At 40.3% G+C, this 15,201-nt stretch carries 19 protein-coding genes and 1 tRNA gene; 11 read left to right on the top strand and 9 right to left on the bottom strand.

What is annotated here, in order from left to right; genetic code table 11:
• Window positions 1-204 precede the first annotated feature (204 nt).
• The 3 genes from Q0890_RS03655 (at window position 205) to trxA (ending at window position 1,848) form a co-directional block, all read left to right on the top strand.
• Window positions 205-1,074 (top strand): MBL fold metallo-hydrolase, encoded by an 870-nt coding sequence (locus Q0890_RS03655; RefSeq protein ID WP_299217741.1) that lies wholly within the window; start codon window positions 205-207, stop codon window positions 1,072-1,074.
• Window positions 1,075-1,130: 56 nt separating this feature from the next.
• Window positions 1,131-1,313: a DUF2892 domain-containing protein gene (locus Q0890_RS03650; protein ID WP_299217738.1), complete on the top strand. Its 183-nt coding sequence runs from the start codon at window positions 1,131-1,133 to the stop codon at window positions 1,311-1,313.
• 97 nt (window positions 1,314-1,410) lie between these two features.
• Window positions 1,411-1,848: a thioredoxin gene (gene trxA, locus Q0890_RS03645; RefSeq protein WP_299217736.1), complete on the top strand. Its 438-nt coding sequence runs from the start codon at window positions 1,411-1,413 to the stop codon at window positions 1,846-1,848.
• 117 nt (window positions 1,849-1,965) lie between these two features.
• Here trxA and Q0890_RS03640 read toward each other — a convergent pair whose 3' ends face one another.
• From Q0890_RS03640 to Q0890_RS03625, 4 genes are all read right to left on the bottom strand, one after another.
• Window positions 1,966-2,367: a hypothetical protein gene (locus tag Q0890_RS03640; protein ID WP_299217734.1), complete on the bottom strand. Its 402-nt coding sequence runs from the start codon at window positions 2,365-2,367 to the stop codon at window positions 1,966-1,968.
• 158 nt (window positions 2,368-2,525) lie between these two features.
• Complete coding sequence (locus Q0890_RS03635) at window positions 2,526-2,885, bottom strand: SirB2 family protein (protein WP_299217732.1); 360 nt, start codon at window positions 2,883-2,885, stop codon at window positions 2,526-2,528.
• Window positions 2,886-2,959: 74 nt separating this feature from the next.
• Window positions 2,960-3,280, bottom strand: a complete 321-nt coding sequence (locus Q0890_RS03630; RefSeq protein ID WP_299217730.1) for a BolA family transcriptional regulator — start codon at window positions 3,278-3,280, stop codon at window positions 2,960-2,962.
• Between the two features lie 201 nt (window positions 3,281-3,481).
• Window positions 3,482-4,294: a M48 family metallopeptidase gene (locus Q0890_RS03625; RefSeq protein WP_299217728.1), complete on the bottom strand. Its 813-nt coding sequence runs from the start codon at window positions 4,292-4,294 to the stop codon at window positions 3,482-3,484.
• Between the two features lie 425 nt (window positions 4,295-4,719).
• Here Q0890_RS03625 and Q0890_RS03620 point away from each other — a divergent pair.
• Window positions 4,720-4,794 (top strand) — tRNA-Gly (locus Q0890_RS03620).
• Window positions 4,795-5,080: 286 nt separating this feature from the next.
• Complete coding sequence (locus tag Q0890_RS03615) at window positions 5,081-5,872, top strand: glucose 1-dehydrogenase (protein ID WP_299217726.1); 792 nt, start codon at window positions 5,081-5,083, stop codon at window positions 5,870-5,872.
• A 140-nt stretch (window positions 5,873-6,012) separates the two neighbouring features.
• On the opposite strand, the gene Q0890_RS03610 is transcribed toward Q0890_RS03615, so the two are convergent.
• From Q0890_RS03610 to Q0890_RS03595, 4 genes are all read right to left on the bottom strand, one after another.
• On the bottom strand, window positions 6,013-7,269 hold the full coding sequence (locus Q0890_RS03610) for an amidohydrolase family protein (protein ID WP_299217723.1): 1,257 nt from the start codon (window positions 7,267-7,269) through the stop codon (window positions 6,013-6,015).
• Window positions 7,270-7,496: 227 nt separating this feature from the next.
• Window positions 7,497-7,727, bottom strand: coding sequence for a hypothetical protein (locus Q0890_RS03605; RefSeq protein ID WP_299217720.1), 231 nt, complete (start codon window positions 7,725-7,727; stop codon window positions 7,497-7,499).
• Entirely contained in the window at window positions 7,727-8,632 is a 906-nt protein-coding gene (locus Q0890_RS03600) for a LysR family transcriptional regulator (RefSeq protein ID WP_299217718.1), read from the bottom strand. The genes Q0890_RS03605 and Q0890_RS03600 overlap by 1 nt, the downstream gene beginning before the upstream one ends.
• Before the next feature lie 166 nt (window positions 8,633-8,798).
• Window positions 8,799-9,407, bottom strand: a complete 609-nt coding sequence (locus Q0890_RS03595; RefSeq protein ID WP_299217716.1) for a YceI family protein — start codon at window positions 9,405-9,407, stop codon at window positions 8,799-8,801.
• A gap of 510 nt (window positions 9,408-9,917) precedes the next feature.
• Between Q0890_RS03595 and Q0890_RS03590 the strand changes: the two genes are divergently transcribed.
• The 3 genes from Q0890_RS03590 (at window position 9,918) to Q0890_RS03580 (ending at window position 11,676) form a co-directional block, all read left to right on the top strand.
• Complete coding sequence (locus Q0890_RS03590) at window positions 9,918-10,322, top strand: DoxX family protein (protein WP_299217713.1); 405 nt, start codon at window positions 9,918-9,920, stop codon at window positions 10,320-10,322.
• A gap of 69 nt (window positions 10,323-10,391) precedes the next feature.
• Window positions 10,392-10,946, top strand: coding sequence for an NADPH-dependent FMN reductase (locus Q0890_RS03585; RefSeq protein ID WP_299217711.1), 555 nt, complete (start codon window positions 10,392-10,394; stop codon window positions 10,944-10,946).
• 76 nt (window positions 10,947-11,022) lie between these two features.
• Window positions 11,023-11,676: a YoaK family protein gene (locus Q0890_RS03580; protein ID WP_299218008.1), complete on the top strand. Its 654-nt coding sequence runs from the start codon at window positions 11,023-11,025 to the stop codon at window positions 11,674-11,676.
• Between the two features lie 206 nt (window positions 11,677-11,882).
• Here Q0890_RS03580 and Q0890_RS03575 read toward each other — a convergent pair whose 3' ends face one another.
• Window positions 11,883-12,209: a GNAT family N-acetyltransferase gene (locus Q0890_RS03575; protein WP_299217709.1), complete on the bottom strand. Its 327-nt coding sequence runs from the start codon at window positions 12,207-12,209 to the stop codon at window positions 11,883-11,885.
• Window positions 12,210-12,472: 263 nt separating this feature from the next.
• Between Q0890_RS03575 and Q0890_RS03570 the strand changes: the two genes are divergently transcribed.
• From Q0890_RS03570 to Q0890_RS03560, 3 genes are all read left to right on the top strand, one after another.
• Window positions 12,473-13,186, top strand: coding sequence for a pirin family protein (locus Q0890_RS03570; RefSeq protein WP_299217706.1), 714 nt, complete (start codon window positions 12,473-12,475; stop codon window positions 13,184-13,186).
• A 201-nt stretch (window positions 13,187-13,387) separates the two neighbouring features.
• Window positions 13,388-14,326: a pirin family protein gene (locus Q0890_RS03565; protein WP_299217703.1), complete on the top strand. Its 939-nt coding sequence runs from the start codon at window positions 13,388-13,390 to the stop codon at window positions 14,324-14,326.
• Between the two features lie 205 nt (window positions 14,327-14,531).
• Window positions 14,532-15,143 carry a nitroreductase family protein gene (locus tag Q0890_RS03560; RefSeq protein ID WP_299217701.1) on the top strand — a complete coding sequence of 204 codons (612 nt, stop codon included), beginning with the start codon at window positions 14,532-14,534 and terminating at the stop codon, window positions 15,141-15,143.
• Window positions 15,144-15,201: the final 58 nt, after the last annotated feature.

Below are 15,201 nucleotides of genomic sequence, written 5' to 3'. Positions count from 1 at the left end.
ATCTAACAATATATGGTTCATTATCAATGATATCACCAATTATATCAAGTTATCACTATTTACATTATATAAATTGATAAATTGTATAATTATTGCTATATTGTTAGACATAGATAAGTAGTCGGTATGTCAAATATTATATACGATTCGATATCATACTTAAGTGTTATTTAAAGTTTCAAACATTCTTATAGCGAGGTTGGCATGCAAGTTCATTCTTTCTTACATAACGATACTGAAACGTACACACACGTACTCGCTGATGTTGAGCAAAAGTTATGTGCCATCATTGACCCAGTATTGGATTTTGATGCCAAATCTGGCCACACTGCCACCAGCAGCATCGATGAAGTCATTGCGTTTGTCCGCGAGCAAGGCTGGGAGCTGGTCTATATCATTGAGACCCATGCACATGCAGATCATATATCAGCGGCCATTCATGTCAAAGAAATGCTTGGCGGTCAGTTAGTGATAGGTCAGCATATCACCGAAGTACAAAAAACCTTTAAACAAATCTTTAACTTTGATACCCGTTTTCGTACCGATGCCAGTCAGTTTGATATCTTGATAGATGATGGTGAGATATTAGAGCTTGGGAGCATTACTATTACGGCGATGTATGTGCCAGGTCATACGCGTGCTGACATGGCCTATATCGCTGCTGATAAAGAAAAAACAGTGGTGTTTGTCGGTGATACTTTGTTTGCCCCTGATGTAGGTACAGCGCGCTGTGACTTCCCAGGTGGTGATGCTAAAACACTGTATCAGTCTATCCAAAAACTGTTGGCACTTCCTGAGGATACCATCATGTATCTATGTCATGACTATCCAAGTAAGGGTCGCAAGCATTGCCCGACGACTACAGTTGCAGCGCAAAAAATGGGTAATATCCATGTAAAAGAGGGTATTAACGAGGCGGAATTTGTGCAAATGCGCGAGCGCCGTGATGCCACTCTTGAGATGCCGCGTCTGATCATTCCAGCGGTGCAAGTCAATATTGATGCTGGTCATTTACCGTCGCCAGAAGACAATGGTATTCGCTATCTAAAGGTACCGATTAACGCATTGAAATAAAGCTACTGGCTAACTTGTTTTTAAAATACTAAGCGATAAAGCTTAAGGAGTCAGAAATGAAGGCAAATGTCGGAAGTACTGAGAGAACGTTACGTATTATAGCTGGGTTGATCATTATTGGGCTGGGAGTATATTATCAAAGCTTATGGGGTGTGCTTGGGTTAATACCTTTGCTAACAGGATTATTCCGTTTTTGCCCTTTGTACAGAATGCTTGGCATGAACACTTGCAAGCGTTAAGCTACTACTACAAGTCTCAGCATAAATGAAGACATAAGAAATAAAGATCTACACTGCTATCAATAATTGTCTTTGCTATTTGTATAGGAGTTCTATAATGAATGAGCAAAATTGCCATCTCGTCTGCCCACATTGTCAAGTGACCAATCGCGTGCCAGCTGCACGGCTTAGCGCTGCACCAAACTGTGGTAAATGCAGTCAACCATTATTAACTGGCAGCCCTCATGAGCTAAACGCACAAACGGCCAGTAAAGTCATTCAAAAAAATGACGTGCTGACTATCGTTGATTTTTGGGCGAGCTGGTGTCAGCCTTGTATTATGATGGCACCGCAGTTTAAAGCGGCTGCCAATCAGTTGCCACAAGTAGTCTTTGCTAAAGTCCAAACGGACAAATACGAGCAAGCTGCCGCGCCCTATAATATTCGTAGCTTACCGACGATGGTGGCTTTTAGAGGCGGCAAAGAGATCGCGCGACAGTCGGGTGCGCTGCCAAGCCAGCAGATTGCCCAATGGGTACATAGTTTACAAACATAACAACTGGTTTGAGTTTGTTTTTGCAAACCAAAAAAGCCAATACGTCGATGGCGTATTGGCTTTTTTTAGTGACTTAAAGACAGTATTTTATCAGTACTGTATGCAAATTATTTTAACTTATTCGCCATAAATTTTGATGCCATTGACGAAGCCACAGCGCTGGATACGAGCAGATTGGACTATCGCATCACGTTCGCCGTAGAGCCGTGAAAGTTTAGCATCACGTGCTTTGGTATTGTTGCTTTTACCCACACCAAAGCTGATATTAGGCGAGATACCCCAGCGCCCAGCAGAGACGCCGACACCTACCCCTGAAGCAGACAACGTTGACTGCTGATTACGAGCCGATTCAACGTAACGGTTTATACGGTTATATTCTTGACTAAGTGCTTGGCAGTCATAATTTTGATAGGTACTTGGTGGCACATATTGCGGGGTAATATTACCAGTTGAGGCGCAGCCAACAAGACCAAAAGCGCCAACTGTTGCCACTAGGGTTGCGGCGGTAAGAATATTCATAATGGCTCCATAAGGCTAAGTTGTTGTAATTGCTGTTATTGTACTCTTAATGAACATACTTTCAATCACTAACATTTAAAGTACGCTGATTATTAAATGATCTTTTATAGACTCATTCATACGTAAACATTGTGTATTAAATTAATATTACTTCAATATTAAAACAAGTTTGCAGGTTTTGTGAATGCAAGTATTACAATACCGATATATGCAATCGCTGAAATTAAAATCCCTGTCTTTCTTTGAATAGGTGTTGCATGATTGTGAAAGGCTTTTATGCTTGCACTGATGGCAGCGACAAGTAAAATAATTTTGGCAAATACCCATTGTATAGGGGCGTTTGCACTCATTAATTGCATCAACATCAAAGCCCCTGATAAGATAACTAAAGCATAAACAATATGATTGGCTATTTTTACCATCTTTGGCGCGCGTCTATTGGCACTTAATACTAGATAGCTTTGATATAAGAACAATACAATTACCAATACTGCCATTAGCATATGCAAGTGTTTCATTGAGTATCGTCTCCTCTAAGGTTACGGCAATTAGACTTATTATTTGTGCCTGATGATTATTCAAGTAGGGTTTATTATTTGTTTTGTCCAGCACACAATGGGCTTTCTGGACTTTGACCTTGCCATTCTGTTGGCGTATAGGCATGAATAGCCAGTGCATGCACCGAGCCGCCTTGAGAAGTGAGTAGGGGCGCGACTAGACCATAAACCAGCTGATGACGAGCAACCAAACGCTTACTCTCAAAAGCATCGCTTACGATGGTAAGTTTAAAATGACTTTCTTTTCCTTCAAAATAACCAGCGTGGTTCATTGATTCATTAATTAGCTCAATATACTGCGGTTGTAATGATTTTAGCTCAGCATGTAGTGCATCAGCGGTAGGGGTAGTACTCATAGCAGTCCTTTTTTATATCGTGTCAGCGTCTATTACGTATTAGCACTTTTCGGTGATTTATGATCGCTATTATAGCAGACACTACTAGTGATACTTTATCATTCAATAGACGTTAAGCTTTTGACGACAGCAGTAAAAAAGCAGAGTGCAAACCATGGTTTGTACTCTGCTTTATAACCAATCTGAACTGGCGTGATTGAATTAACGACGTGATTGTTGATAGAGCGGCATGACTTTGGGCATCAATGATTGCAATTGCGCAATACGATTGCTACTGGTTGGGTGAGTGCTCAAAAATTGTGGTGGCTCGCCTTGGCTGGCACGTTGCATTTTTTGCCATAAGGTAATCGCAGCTTGTGGATTGTAGCCTGCGCGTGCCATTAGCTCTAAACCGATTTGATCAGCTTCTGCTTCTTGAGTGCGGCTATGCGGACGACTCAGACCTAGATCACCAGCGACGTTTGCAAGCTCGGCCTGTCCTTGCGATAGACCAAAGATGCTCGCTGCGACACCGATGCCTGTTTGAGTTGCATACTCACGTGAGAGGCGCTCGCGAGAATGCTCACGAAGTGCATGAGACATCTCATGACCCATAATTGCAGCGATCTCATCATCAGACAAATTCAGGCGATCGATAATACCTGAATAGAACATGATTTTACCGCCTGGCATAACAAAGGCGTTGAGCTGATCAGACTTTATCGTATGTACTTCCCATTGCCATTTAGCAGCGTCTGGACGATATGTACCAACTTGACCAATTAGACGATTAGAGATGTTTTTTAGGCGATTAAGTTGGGCCTTGTTGGTGTCGAGCAGACCGCGCTTGCGAGCTTCTTGTAGGTTTTTATTATAACTCTGAGCTGATAGCTGTTGTACCTGTTCACTAGAAACCAATAAGAACTGTTGACGATCAACACCAACAGCACCGCTATTGGTTGTGCTTGTACAACCTGTTAAAGTGAGTGCCGACAAAGAAGCTGCCATCACTGTGGTGGTAAGCATTTTTCTCATGATAAATATCCTCATTATAAATAGTAAAAAGTTGATCAAAGCTAATCTAGTAAATAAACAGACTATTATTTAAATTTTCATATTGTTTGTCAGCTTACCTACGCTACCAATAAATTTTACCCGAACTTTTGTTAAACATAAGTATAATAATGTTAATAATGAAAAACAAAGGTGGAAAAAGTAACAAAACAACGTATTCCTGTAATTAAGGCGATGATGGATGGTCTTATTATTCTTTATTGTGAGTTAATGATAATTTTTGCTATATCAATAGGTTATATAGATGCTTAACGTGATCTAATGCTGGATATTGATAATATTAATCACAAACTTTAAAAAAGATATTGACACGCTCAGGATTTTTGCTAAAATAGCCAGCCTATCGAGACGTAGTCGTTATCAATAACACTGCAATTTGATATTTAGCGGGATTAGCTCAGTGGTAGAGCATAACCTTGCCAAGGTTGGGGTCGAGAGTTCGAATCTCTTATCCCGCTCCAAATATGGCTCTTTAAGAGTACTAAAGCCTCACTTTATAGTGAGGCTTTTTTTATGTGTAAAATTTACATTATTTCGTTTTTTGGTTTTTTTATTTTATACGTCCAAATTTATATCATTTATTTAAACAAAATCAACTTATAAATAACCGTTACAAAAAATGGTCAATCTGTCACATTAAGTTAAATTAATAAGCGCATACTTATTACTGGCACTTGAACAAGAGTGACAATCAAATCATAGATAACTATCTAACAATTATATAAATAATAATTATAAGGAATAAGTATGCAGAAGTTTCAACATAAAGCATTCAATGAGCTATTTGATTTGTCAGGTAAAGTGGCTATCGTCACAGGCGGCGCAAACGGTATTGGTAAAGCAACTGCAATGCGTTTAGCAGAGGCGGGCGCTAGTATCGCTATTGCTGATCTAAAGTTAGAAGACGCTAAAGCTGCTATTAAAGATATCGAAGCACTAGGGGTCAAAGGTTTAGCGGTCGAGTGCAATATCCTAAAAGATGATGATTTAGTCGCTATGGTCGATCAAGTAGTGACAGAGTTTGGAGCGATTAACATCTTAATCAATAACGCTGGCGGTGGTGGCGGTGGTAAAGAAGATCCTACTAAAATCTCAGTAGATGATATTCGCCGCGACTTTGAGCTAAACGTTTTTAGTGGCTGGCGCTTGTGTCAGCTCTGTGTGCCGTACATGAAAAAATCAGGCTACGGGTCTATCGTGTTTACCACTTCAATGTCGAGTGTCAATAAAGATCCAAATATGAGTGGTTATGCAGGCTCAAAAGCCGCTGTCAATCACATGGTCGCCAATTTAGCCCATGACTTTGGCCCTGAGGTGCGTATCAACGCTGTTGGCCCTGGTGCCACGCGTACGCATGCTTTAGAAACGGTACTAACGCCGGAAATTGAGAAAAAAATGCTTTCACATACACCTATTAAGCGCTTAGGTGAAGCGGACGATATCGCAGGAGCCATGCTATACTTTGCTGCGCCAATCTCAACTTGGGTAAGTGGTCAGACCATTTTCGTTAATGGCGGTGGTGTACAAACCTTGAGTTAAGAGTAACGCTATAAAAGCATCAAAAAAAGCGCCATCTAACTTTCAATTAGATGGCGTTTTTGTTGTCTTAACCTTAATGTCTTAAATACATTACGATAAAATTTTTCTGCTTCTTTTGGCTAGTAAAGATTCAAGTGTGTTCATTCAAAGTAAATCTCAGCCGCTTGGTTATTGAAAGTCTGTTTGCCATTTTTGAAACCCGCGAGCGCTTGCGCATTGGTGCGGATCGCTTCTACGGCACTTTTGGCTTCTAATACGACGAGCGTTGCTGGCGCACCAACGATGATGTCGCTCTTAACCGCTAGTAATTTGGCAGCATTTTTGGTGATCATATCAAAGGTGTCGGTAAGCTCATCGTCCGTGGATAACTGTGCAATATTGGCATACATATTGGCCATTCTTACCAAGGACGCATCACCATAAGGTGTAAAGGCGTTCAAAATATTGTTGCTAGAGATCGCCGTATTGATACCAAGCTCAGCGAATTGATTAGCATTGACCGTGCCTCTAGGTATCAAAGACTCATAATTACTACCATTGATATAAATATCGGTAGCTGGCAGTACAATCAAGGTAATGCCCGCTTGTTTGAGCAATCCTGCCATCTCACCGCGCTTCATTTTATCCATAGCTGACAGTTTGGTAACGTGACCGATAGAGACGCGGCCTTGATAGCCACGCTTAATAGTCTCTTCTACTACTTTTGGAATGCTTGAACCTTGTGGATCTAAATCAAAATCCAAATGAAAGTCGACATCGACATCAAACTGCTCAGCAATGTCAAATATCATCTCGATGTGTTGGTCTGGATTCTCATCTTTATACGGGCAACCCCCTATTAGATCAGCGCCTTGCTCAAGCGCCTGTTGCAACAGCTCATGAGTTTTGGGTTTGGTGGTGAGGCCTGACTGAGCAAAGGCGCATATCTCTATATCGATGGCAAAAGCATATTTATCCTGTGCTTTTTTGATTGCTTCAAAGCTACGTAATTCTGTCTTTTCGTCAGTCTCTACGAAAGTGCGCAGACCCACTGTGCCTTTTTTAATTGCCATCTCAATGACTTTTGCGGCGCGCTCAAACACATCGGTTTCAGTAAAGTTTTCTTTGGCTTTACCTGTCTCTTCAACCGCCTCCTGAAGTGTGCCTTCTTGTACGCTACAACGATCTAAAATGCAGGCTTTATCAAGATGAATATGACTCTCAAAAAACCCTGAGCACACAAAGTTGCCTTTAGCATCGTAAACGTTTTTGGAAGTTTTAGACTTTTTGTCCGATTCGTTATCAGTGATATCGTCTTCTACAACGTCTATATTAGCAATATGTCCATCTTTTATGTGAATATCGACAGGGTACTGATAACCCATTAATTGAGCATTTTTTATTGTTAAATCGGTCATTATTATTATCCTATTTTAGGTAGTATGCGTTTATTGTACTTTGCAAGACTGCTCTGGTGATTTAACAGAGTAGAGTATCGAAAAAACATCTACCATCCGTTACTGTCTTAGTTCGGTGGGAATTATGTAGATGCGATAGTGAAAGGTGTTATTAGCCATAAAAAAGCCAAGCAATATGCTTGGCTTATATCTACAAGTTGATGAGCAAATTACTTCTTCATAGCAAATTACTTTTTTATAGGCAATGCCACGCTCTTATTACTTATCCAATTTACCCATTTCACTGGGAAAAAACGTAGCTGTAATCTTATTAAGTTCGCCATTACGCCTGGTACGACTAAAAACTCGCGGTTTTCCACCCCTTTTAACATTGATTTAACCGCTCTCTCAATCTTTAGCTCACCTAAAGCAGACATGGAAGCGGTAACCATGACTTGATCGCTACAAGATATGTTCATCAGAATTCATCCCAATAAGGGTCGTCACCAAAACGCTCTGCAATAAAATCGATCAAATGGCGACAGCGCTGTGATAAAAAGCGGTTTTTTGGGTAAACCGCATAGGCGTTGAGTGTGGGCAATTGATATTGCTCAAGAATAGGGACTAGCTCACCTTTGGCCAATCTTTGGTAAGCAATAAAAGTTGGTATAAAAATAATACCATGATTTTTCACTGCCAAATCTACTAAGAACTCACCATTAGTCGCTTTGATTTTTGCGTTTATTGTATAATTATGCTTTTTCCCTTGCGCGTCAGTGAGCTCTAGATTGCTTGTTTTACTAAGGCCATACTGCAAAAACTCATGTTCTTTTAAGTCTTCGAGCGTTTCAGGCGTTCCCATCTTTTCTAAATACTCAGGGCTGGCACAGAGCGCATAACGAATCAGCGCTAAACGCTTTGCCTGATAGCTTGAGTCTTGTAGCTCTCTAATACGAATGGCTAACTCATATCCTTCCTCAATTAAGTCCACATGCCGATCTGAAAAATCCAAGTCAAAGCTTAGGTTGGGATGTTGATTGGCGTACTCGTCGATCACATCATTTAAATGCATAAGCCCAAATGACAGGGGCGCTGTCATTTTGAGCGTGCCTTCAATGCGTGTGGGTGCACCACTGGTCTGCTCATTAAGTGCGTCCACTTCACTGAGGATATTGTTTGCTTGTCGATAGTAATGTTCGCCAGCCTCGGTCAAGTTAGACTGCCGCGTGGTCCGACTTATCAACTGGTTGCCCAAGCGAGACTCTAAATCTTTTAGTCGCCTACTCACAGCCGACTTGGCAACATCCAATTGCTCAGCAGCCTTAGTAATACTACCGGCTTCGACAATGCGTACAAACATTGCCATATCTTCTAGCTGTCCCATTTTAGCTGCCCTATTGTTATCTTAACTTATTGCTTTATAAGGGAGATTGTCTGCATAACACTCCCACAAACACTTTCACAAAATCAAAAAAGCTGAGTTAAAAAACCCAGCTTCATTGTAGTACAGATTGTCTTAAGTGGACGAACCATTATTATTTAAGGTTTGCTTACTTTAAATCTGCTTGTTTACTGCCTTCTACCTGAATGACCAATTTGACATCTTTCATCATACCGCCGTCTGTATAGGTATCGATACCCCATTTGGTTCTGTCGATAGTGGTTTCAAAATCACCGCCACAAGCTTCAGCATTTAATAGAGGGCTGTCGTAGCAGTTAAATTTAGTGGCTGTTAAAGTCACAGGATGAGTCTCATCAAGTAAGGTTAAGTCACCTTTCACTGATTTGACTTCATTGCCATCAAATACCCAATCAGTAGATTTAAAATAAGCGGTTGGGTATTTTTCTACATTGAAAAAATCATCGGATTTTAGATGGCCATCAAAAGCTTTGAGCCCTGTGCTTAAGCTACCCATAGGTATGGTAATGCCGATAAAACCTTTTTGCTCTTCAGGTGCGTACTCAAGAGTACCCGATAGATTATGAAAGCCGCCGCTGTTGGTCGTAGTGCCAAAGTGATCGACATAAAAGCGTACTGCAGTATGTTTGGGATCTAGCTCATAAGTCGCTGCATGACCTAATGTGCTAAGCATACCAAGCGCACTGATGGCTGCAAAAGTCATGGCACGATTCGCTTGTTTGATAGATTTCAAAGTCATTATAAATAATCCTTTTTAGATAAGTAAATTAAGTACGTTTAAGTGTGTACGTATAGGTAAGTAAGGGGTTTAGTAAATATGGTATTTCCTTTGGCCGTCAGCATAAAACTGATTGAATCTGAAACTATATTATTAATTACTGCTTATACATAGAAGTAATAAGTTTAGCAAAGAACTGCTTTATTTAAAGCCGAACACTATCAAGAGATGTGTAATTCCGTTATTTTTTTGTACTTTTTATAGAGTCTTTAATACTTTCCTAACTAAACTCTGCTATACAAGTGAATAGGTTTTAACCATATTACATAGGACGTTTTTCGTAAATGATTCGCTTATAAAAGTTCTTACGTGAGCAACAAGTTGATAAATACCTTAATATTGTTCTGATAAAAAGAACATATATTTGAGATTATTGCTGTTTATCTAAGCATAGTCAACACCTACAATACGCTCATTGAATAACCAAACGAAAAGAACTTAAACATATATTTTCATTAATGGAGAATGGCAATGGATAAATTACAAGACATAAGCGCTCCTATTGGTCGTCTGTTTTTATCGATGATTTTTATTTTTTCAGGGTTCAATAAGATTACAGGTTACGCGGCGACAGCAGGTTATATGGAATCGGTGGGCGTACCAAGTATCTTGCTACCGCTAGTGATTGCACTTGAGTTATTAGGCGGTATTGCTATCTTAATTGGCTTTAAAGCACGTCTAATATCATTGTTATTTGTTGGATTCAACATCGTTTCTGCACTTATCTTCCATCAATTTTGGAATGATGAATCACAGATGAACCCATTTATGAAAAACATCGCTATGGCGGGTGGTTTTTTAATGATATTTGCTCATGGTCCAGGCGCTTACTCAGTCGATAAAGACCCTGCACCAAGAAGAACAACGTTACACTAATAAAAATTATAAGTAACGGTATATCAAATATTACTAAAATAATTAATGCACAGTACGAAGGAGGTCATCATGAGTACATCGACAAATGTAGCCCTTATTATTGGCAGCTTGCGAAAGGCATCAATCAATCGTAAGTTTGCAGAGTTTATAGTGTCGCAGTTACCTGATAACGTCACAGCGACAGAAGTGCATATCGCAGATTTGCCTCTTTATAACCAAGATTATGATGACCAGACGATTGACAGCTATGATCGTGTCCGTAAGCAGATTAAAGATGCTGATGCAGTATTAATCGTCACACCAGAGCATAACCGCACCATGCCCGCTGCCTTAAAAAATGTCATCGACATCGCTTCTCGCCCTTATAAACAGAGTGTGTGGGAAGGCAAAAAAGTCGCAGTAGTGACGGCATCTCCTGGCACTTATGGTGGCAGAGCTAGCGGCCTTGATGTCCGTAAAAGCATGCAGATGCTATCGGCACAGATGATGATCCGCCCTGAAGTGTACTTGGGTCATGCAACTGACAGCTTGGACGATGAAGGCAATGTCAGCGACCGTACGCAAAAATTCTTGCAAAAGTTCGTTAATGAGTTTGTCATATTTGCCGGAAATACCAGTGCATAATACTTCATCTAAGCATGATAAGAGTGACGCTCAAAATAACTATTCGCCAAGTTTTTGGCAACGTTATCAAGCGCCAGTGTTACTCACAGTCGTTGGTGGTGCCATCGATACTATTGGCTTTATCACCTTGTTTGGGTTTTTTACCGCTCATGTGACTGGTAACTTGGTGCTGGCAGGTAGCGGTCTGGTGAAAGGCGAAGATGGTCTATGGATTAAGCTTGCGTCTGTACCATTGTTTATTTTGACGGTAGTAGTGACGAAGATATACATAGATAAAAGCAAAAAACAGCAGCTGTTACTGAGTCACTTATTATTAGCTGAAGCAGTGTTTTTGACCGCATTTATGATTGCAGGCTTGTCTTTTCAACCTTTTATCGATGCAGGCGGTATTACCGTTGCAATAACTGGCGGTTTGGGTTTGACTGCGTTGGCGATTCGTAATACTGCTAGCAAAACAGTCATCAAGCACATGAGTCCAACGGTACTGATGACTGGCAATACGACGCAACTAGGGATAGGTCTATCAGACTACTTATCAAATAGAACGTCTAAGAATGCTAAAAAGTTGGGACATAGCTCAGCACTAGTCATAAGCTTTGTAATAGGCGCGTTGTTAGGCGCTGTTCTGTATGTCAAGTTGAGCTATTGGGCCGTTGGTTTGTTTGTACTGCCCGTACTCTATTTATCATTTTTGGCCAGAGACAAAGAATTTTTACAAAATATTGGTTAAAAGCTTCCTGTGTTGTTAAGTCGCTCTATTAATTTATTATTTGCTAAAGTAGGGCTATTCAATCACGACAGTCTAATCTTCAATGAGTAAACCATTAAAGGTAAAAGTTTTTGAAAAAGATTAAATAGTTTATCGTTAAATTAAAAACGCCATGCTTTTTAGCATGGCGTTTTTTTGTCTTTGAAATGTGATGTTCAAAATGTGAGTTAAGGCGTAGCGTTGTGAAATACAGAGTTATCTTGATATTCAGAATGCTTATCGATATAGGACTTAACATAAGGACAAGTTGGCTTGACACGTAGACCTTTAGCCGCTGCATCGTCTAAGATGTATTTCACTAAGTAACCAGCGATACCGCGACCACCGAGCTCCTTTGGCACTTCGGTATGTTTATACTCAATGCCTTTTTCACCTTGACTGGTGGTAAAAAATTCATAATCTTCGAGGGCAATTTGATCATCGATATGAATCTCAAAACGCTTCTTATCTGTGTTATTGATAACGTCATAGTCTAGTGTTGGTTTGTCAGACATATTGGAATTCCTTTTATTATAAATGATAAAACATTAACGGTCAGTTGTGCTCTAAGCCTTGACTTAATATGCTAACAGTTTATAGCTGACATTCTGTTAGCTTTATATTACTTGGTTATTGTTCTAAAAATGAGAATAGTCATTTGCTATTTACCACGTTTATCTCTTCTTTGACAACAATTATAATAACTCCATTGTTTAGACAAGTTCGTTAATCATAGATTTTCAAACGTGTCTAACGCATCAATTAATAAGGATAAATTATGAAAACTATCTATCATGCAGCAGATTCTCGTGGCGATGCAAACCATGGCTGGCTCAAAAGCCGTCATACTTTTAGCTTTGCAAACTACCACAATCCAGAGCGTATGGGTTTTGGTGCACTACGCGTCATCAATGACGACTTTGTGATCGGTGGTCAGGGGTTTGGTAAGCACTCACATCGCGATATGGAAATCATCAGTATTCCGTTAGCAGGTAAGCTTGGGCATGGCGATAATATTGGAAACAATGGCATCATTGAGACAGGTGAAATTCAAGTCATGTCTGCTGGTACTGGTATCACGCATAGTGAGATGAATGGTGATGACAAAGAGGATGTAAAATTTTTACAGATTTGGGTCATTCCAAATAAAATGAGCGTTGCGCCTCGTTATCAGCAAATACGCATGGATGAGATCATGCAGCCAAATGCGTTCAATCAAGTCTTGTCACCGAATGCGGACGATGCTGGTGTATGGATTCATCAAAATGCTTGGTTTAGCATGGGTGATTTTGATAAAGGCGTGACCCAGACTTATCAGCTAAATGACCCTAGTAACGGTGTCTATATATTCGTTATCAGCGGTAAAGTAACTGTAAACGGTAACACTTTAGATACTCGTGATGGCCTTGGTGTTTGGGATACTAAGAACTTCACGATGGATGTAGAAGAGAATGCTAAAGTACTACTAATGGAAGTGCCGATGAGTTTATAAGCCACTTCGAGCTTATAAGATACGTCTTTTGAAATGTTAATATTTAAAAGATGTTGAACCATAAAGTACGATTTAAAAGTAGCGTGTCAGATGCTTATAACAGTTATATTTTAGCGCTACTTTTATTTCTACATACCGTATATCAGGCTGTATCAGTTTCATTACATTGACTATCACATAATAGATCATAAAAGGTGAACCATGAGTATCGAAACCCTAGAACCGCGTTTGGCAGATGTTGGCGGTATTCCAATAGCCCGTCTTTTACCTAATACAGGCAAAAAACCGATTGGTGCTTGGTGCTTTTTGGATCACGCAGGCCCTGCTGAATTTGATGAAGATGACTCAGGCATGCAAGTTGGCCGTCATCCGCACACCAATTTACAAACCTTTAGCTGGATGTTAAATGGCGAAGTATTGCATAAAGACAGCTTGGGTAACGAGCAAGTTATTACCAAAAACCAAGTCAACGTCATGACTGCAGGGACAGGCTTTAATCGCGGTATCAGTCATACTGAGCAAAGTGTCTTTCCAGATACGGGCGGCTCACCAGATGCAGCGCGTGCGATAAGCATGGTACAACTATGGATTGCATTGCCTACCGATCAAGAGATTGAGCCAAGTTTCCATCATTATCCAGAGCTACCAACGTGGACGGAAGATAGCGCCCAGATGATTCTGACGACCGGTAGCTATAACAGTGTCACAGGGGAGCGATATGAAGCGCCAACCATACAGTACTCAAAAATGGTCGGTATCGACGTGTACTGGGTCGAAGACGGTGAAGTCACGCTGAACCTAGAGCCAGGCTTTGAGTATGGGATTTTGGTTACAGAAGGCGAGATTGAGTCTGAGGGCAAAGTCTGCCCGCAAGATCAGCTATTACGCTTTCACGATAATGATGTTGCTAATAATGAAAGCATCAAGCTTGTCGCCAAAAAAGGTACACGGGTGATGTTTATTGGCGGTGAGCCATTAAACAATCAAGTACTGCTGTGGTGGAACTTTGTCGCTGATAATAAAGAAGAGATTGAGCAATCCATCATTGACTGGAACAACGGTCATGAGCGCTTTGGTGAGGTTGATTCTGACATGAAGCGTTTGCCAGCTCCAGAGCTGCCGGATGGCTTTAAAGGGTAGTTTAACAGTAAATCAATAAGTTAAATTATCTTCTGAATAAGCAATAATAGTTAAGTTTTATTACAAAAAGAAAATACGGCTATACTACAGTTTTCTTTATAATAAATTGGATAAATTTAGAGTATGGTTATCAAATATGACTTTTTAATCATACTCATCTAGCGTTTATTTTAATCAATACACATTAATAATTTGGAGAAAATCTATGTCAGACCTAAAAGATCTACAACAATTGGCTGAAAAACGTCGTTCTATCTATGCACTAAGCAATAAGCTGCCAGTGTCTAATGATGAGGTCGTTAAACTGGTTGAGCATGCTATTTTGCATACGCCATCAGCGTTTAACTCTCAGTCGGCGCGTATTGTTGTATTATTCGGTGATGACCATCAAAAGCTATGGGATATTACTGAAGAGACCTTGAAGGTTATAGTTGGTGATGATGAGAAGTTTCAAGGGACAAAAGATAAAATCGCAGGCTTTAAAGCGGGCGCCGGTACGATATTATTCTTTGAAGACAAAGGCGTGGTCAGAAACATGCAAGAAGCGGCACCTTTATATGCGGACAAATTCCCAATCTGGGCACACCAAACCAGCGCCATGCATCAGTATGTGATTTGGACAGCATTGGCAAGCATCGATGTTGGTGCAAACTTGCAACATTATAATCCGGTTATCGATCAGCAAGTTGCTGATACTTGGAATATCGCTGATGACTGGGAGTTGAATGCACAAATGGTATTCGGTGCTATCGAGCAGCCAGCTGGCGATAAAGAGTTTAAACCAGTAGAAGAACGTATGAAAGTATTTGGTAAATAATACCAAAGCTCAGTAATGTGAAAGATGAAGAGCTAAAAAAAGCGCCATCCAGTTAATA

It is taken from the genome of uncultured Psychrobacter sp. (assembly GCF_947488565.1).
Lineage (GTDB): Bacteria > Pseudomonadota > Gammaproteobacteria > Pseudomonadales > Moraxellaceae > Psychrobacter > Psychrobacter saeujeotis.
Note: the sequence above shows the minus strand (reverse complement) of the source record. Positions and strands in the feature narration are given on the sequence as shown.

What these genes read in the sequence shown, in the direction of transcription:
- Q0890_RS03655 (WP_299217741.1), top strand. Translation starts at nt 205, where the DNA reads ATGCAAGTTCATTCTTTCTTACATAACGATACTGAAACGTACACACAC.
- Q0890_RS03650 (WP_299217738.1), top strand. Translation starts at nt 1,131, where the DNA reads ATGAAGGCAAATGTCGGAAGTACTGAGAGAACGTTACGTATTATAGCT.
- trxA (WP_299217736.1), top strand. Translation starts at nt 1,411, where the DNA reads ATGAATGAGCAAAATTGCCATCTCGTCTGCCCACATTGTCAAGTGACC.
- Q0890_RS03640 (WP_299217734.1), bottom strand. Translation starts at nt 2,367, where the DNA reads ATGAATATTCTTACCGCCGCAACCCTAGTGGCAACAGTTGGCGCTTTT.
- Q0890_RS03635 (WP_299217732.1), bottom strand. Translation starts at nt 2,885, where the DNA reads ATGAAACACTTGCATATGCTAATGGCAGTATTGGTAATTGTATTGTTC.
- Q0890_RS03630 (WP_299217730.1), bottom strand. Translation starts at nt 3,280, where the DNA reads ATGAGTACTACCCCTACCGCTGATGCACTACATGCTGAGCTAAAATCA.
- Q0890_RS03625 (WP_299217728.1), bottom strand. Translation starts at nt 4,294, where the DNA reads ATGAGAAAAATGCTTACCACCACAGTGATGGCAGCTTCTTTGTCGGCA.
- Q0890_RS03615 (WP_299217726.1), top strand. Translation starts at nt 5,081, where the DNA reads ATGCAGAAGTTTCAACATAAAGCATTCAATGAGCTATTTGATTTGTCA.
- Q0890_RS03610 (WP_299217723.1), bottom strand. Translation starts at nt 7,269, where the DNA reads ATGACCGATTTAACAATAAAAAATGCTCAATTAATGGGTTATCAGTAC.
- Q0890_RS03605 (WP_299217720.1), bottom strand. Translation starts at nt 7,727, where the DNA reads ATGAACATATCTTGTAGCGATCAAGTCATGGTTACCGCTTCCATGTCT.
- Q0890_RS03600 (WP_299217718.1), bottom strand. Translation starts at nt 8,632, where the DNA reads ATGGGACAGCTAGAAGATATGGCAATGTTTGTACGCATTGTCGAAGCC.
- Q0890_RS03595 (WP_299217716.1), bottom strand. Translation starts at nt 9,407, where the DNA reads ATGACTTTGAAATCTATCAAACAAGCGAATCGTGCCATGACTTTTGCA.
- Q0890_RS03590 (WP_299217713.1), top strand. Translation starts at nt 9,918, where the DNA reads ATGGATAAATTACAAGACATAAGCGCTCCTATTGGTCGTCTGTTTTTA.
- Q0890_RS03585 (WP_299217711.1), top strand. Translation starts at nt 10,392, where the DNA reads ATGAGTACATCGACAAATGTAGCCCTTATTATTGGCAGCTTGCGAAAG.
- Q0890_RS03575 (WP_299217709.1), bottom strand. Translation starts at nt 12,209, where the DNA reads ATGTCTGACAAACCAACACTAGACTATGACGTTATCAATAACACAGAT.
- Q0890_RS03570 (WP_299217706.1), top strand. Translation starts at nt 12,473, where the DNA reads ATGAAAACTATCTATCATGCAGCAGATTCTCGTGGCGATGCAAACCAT.
- Q0890_RS03565 (WP_299217703.1), top strand. Translation starts at nt 13,388, where the DNA reads ATGAGTATCGAAACCCTAGAACCGCGTTTGGCAGATGTTGGCGGTATT.
- Q0890_RS03560 (WP_299217701.1), top strand. Translation starts at nt 14,532, where the DNA reads ATGTCAGACCTAAAAGATCTACAACAATTGGCTGAAAAACGTCGTTCT.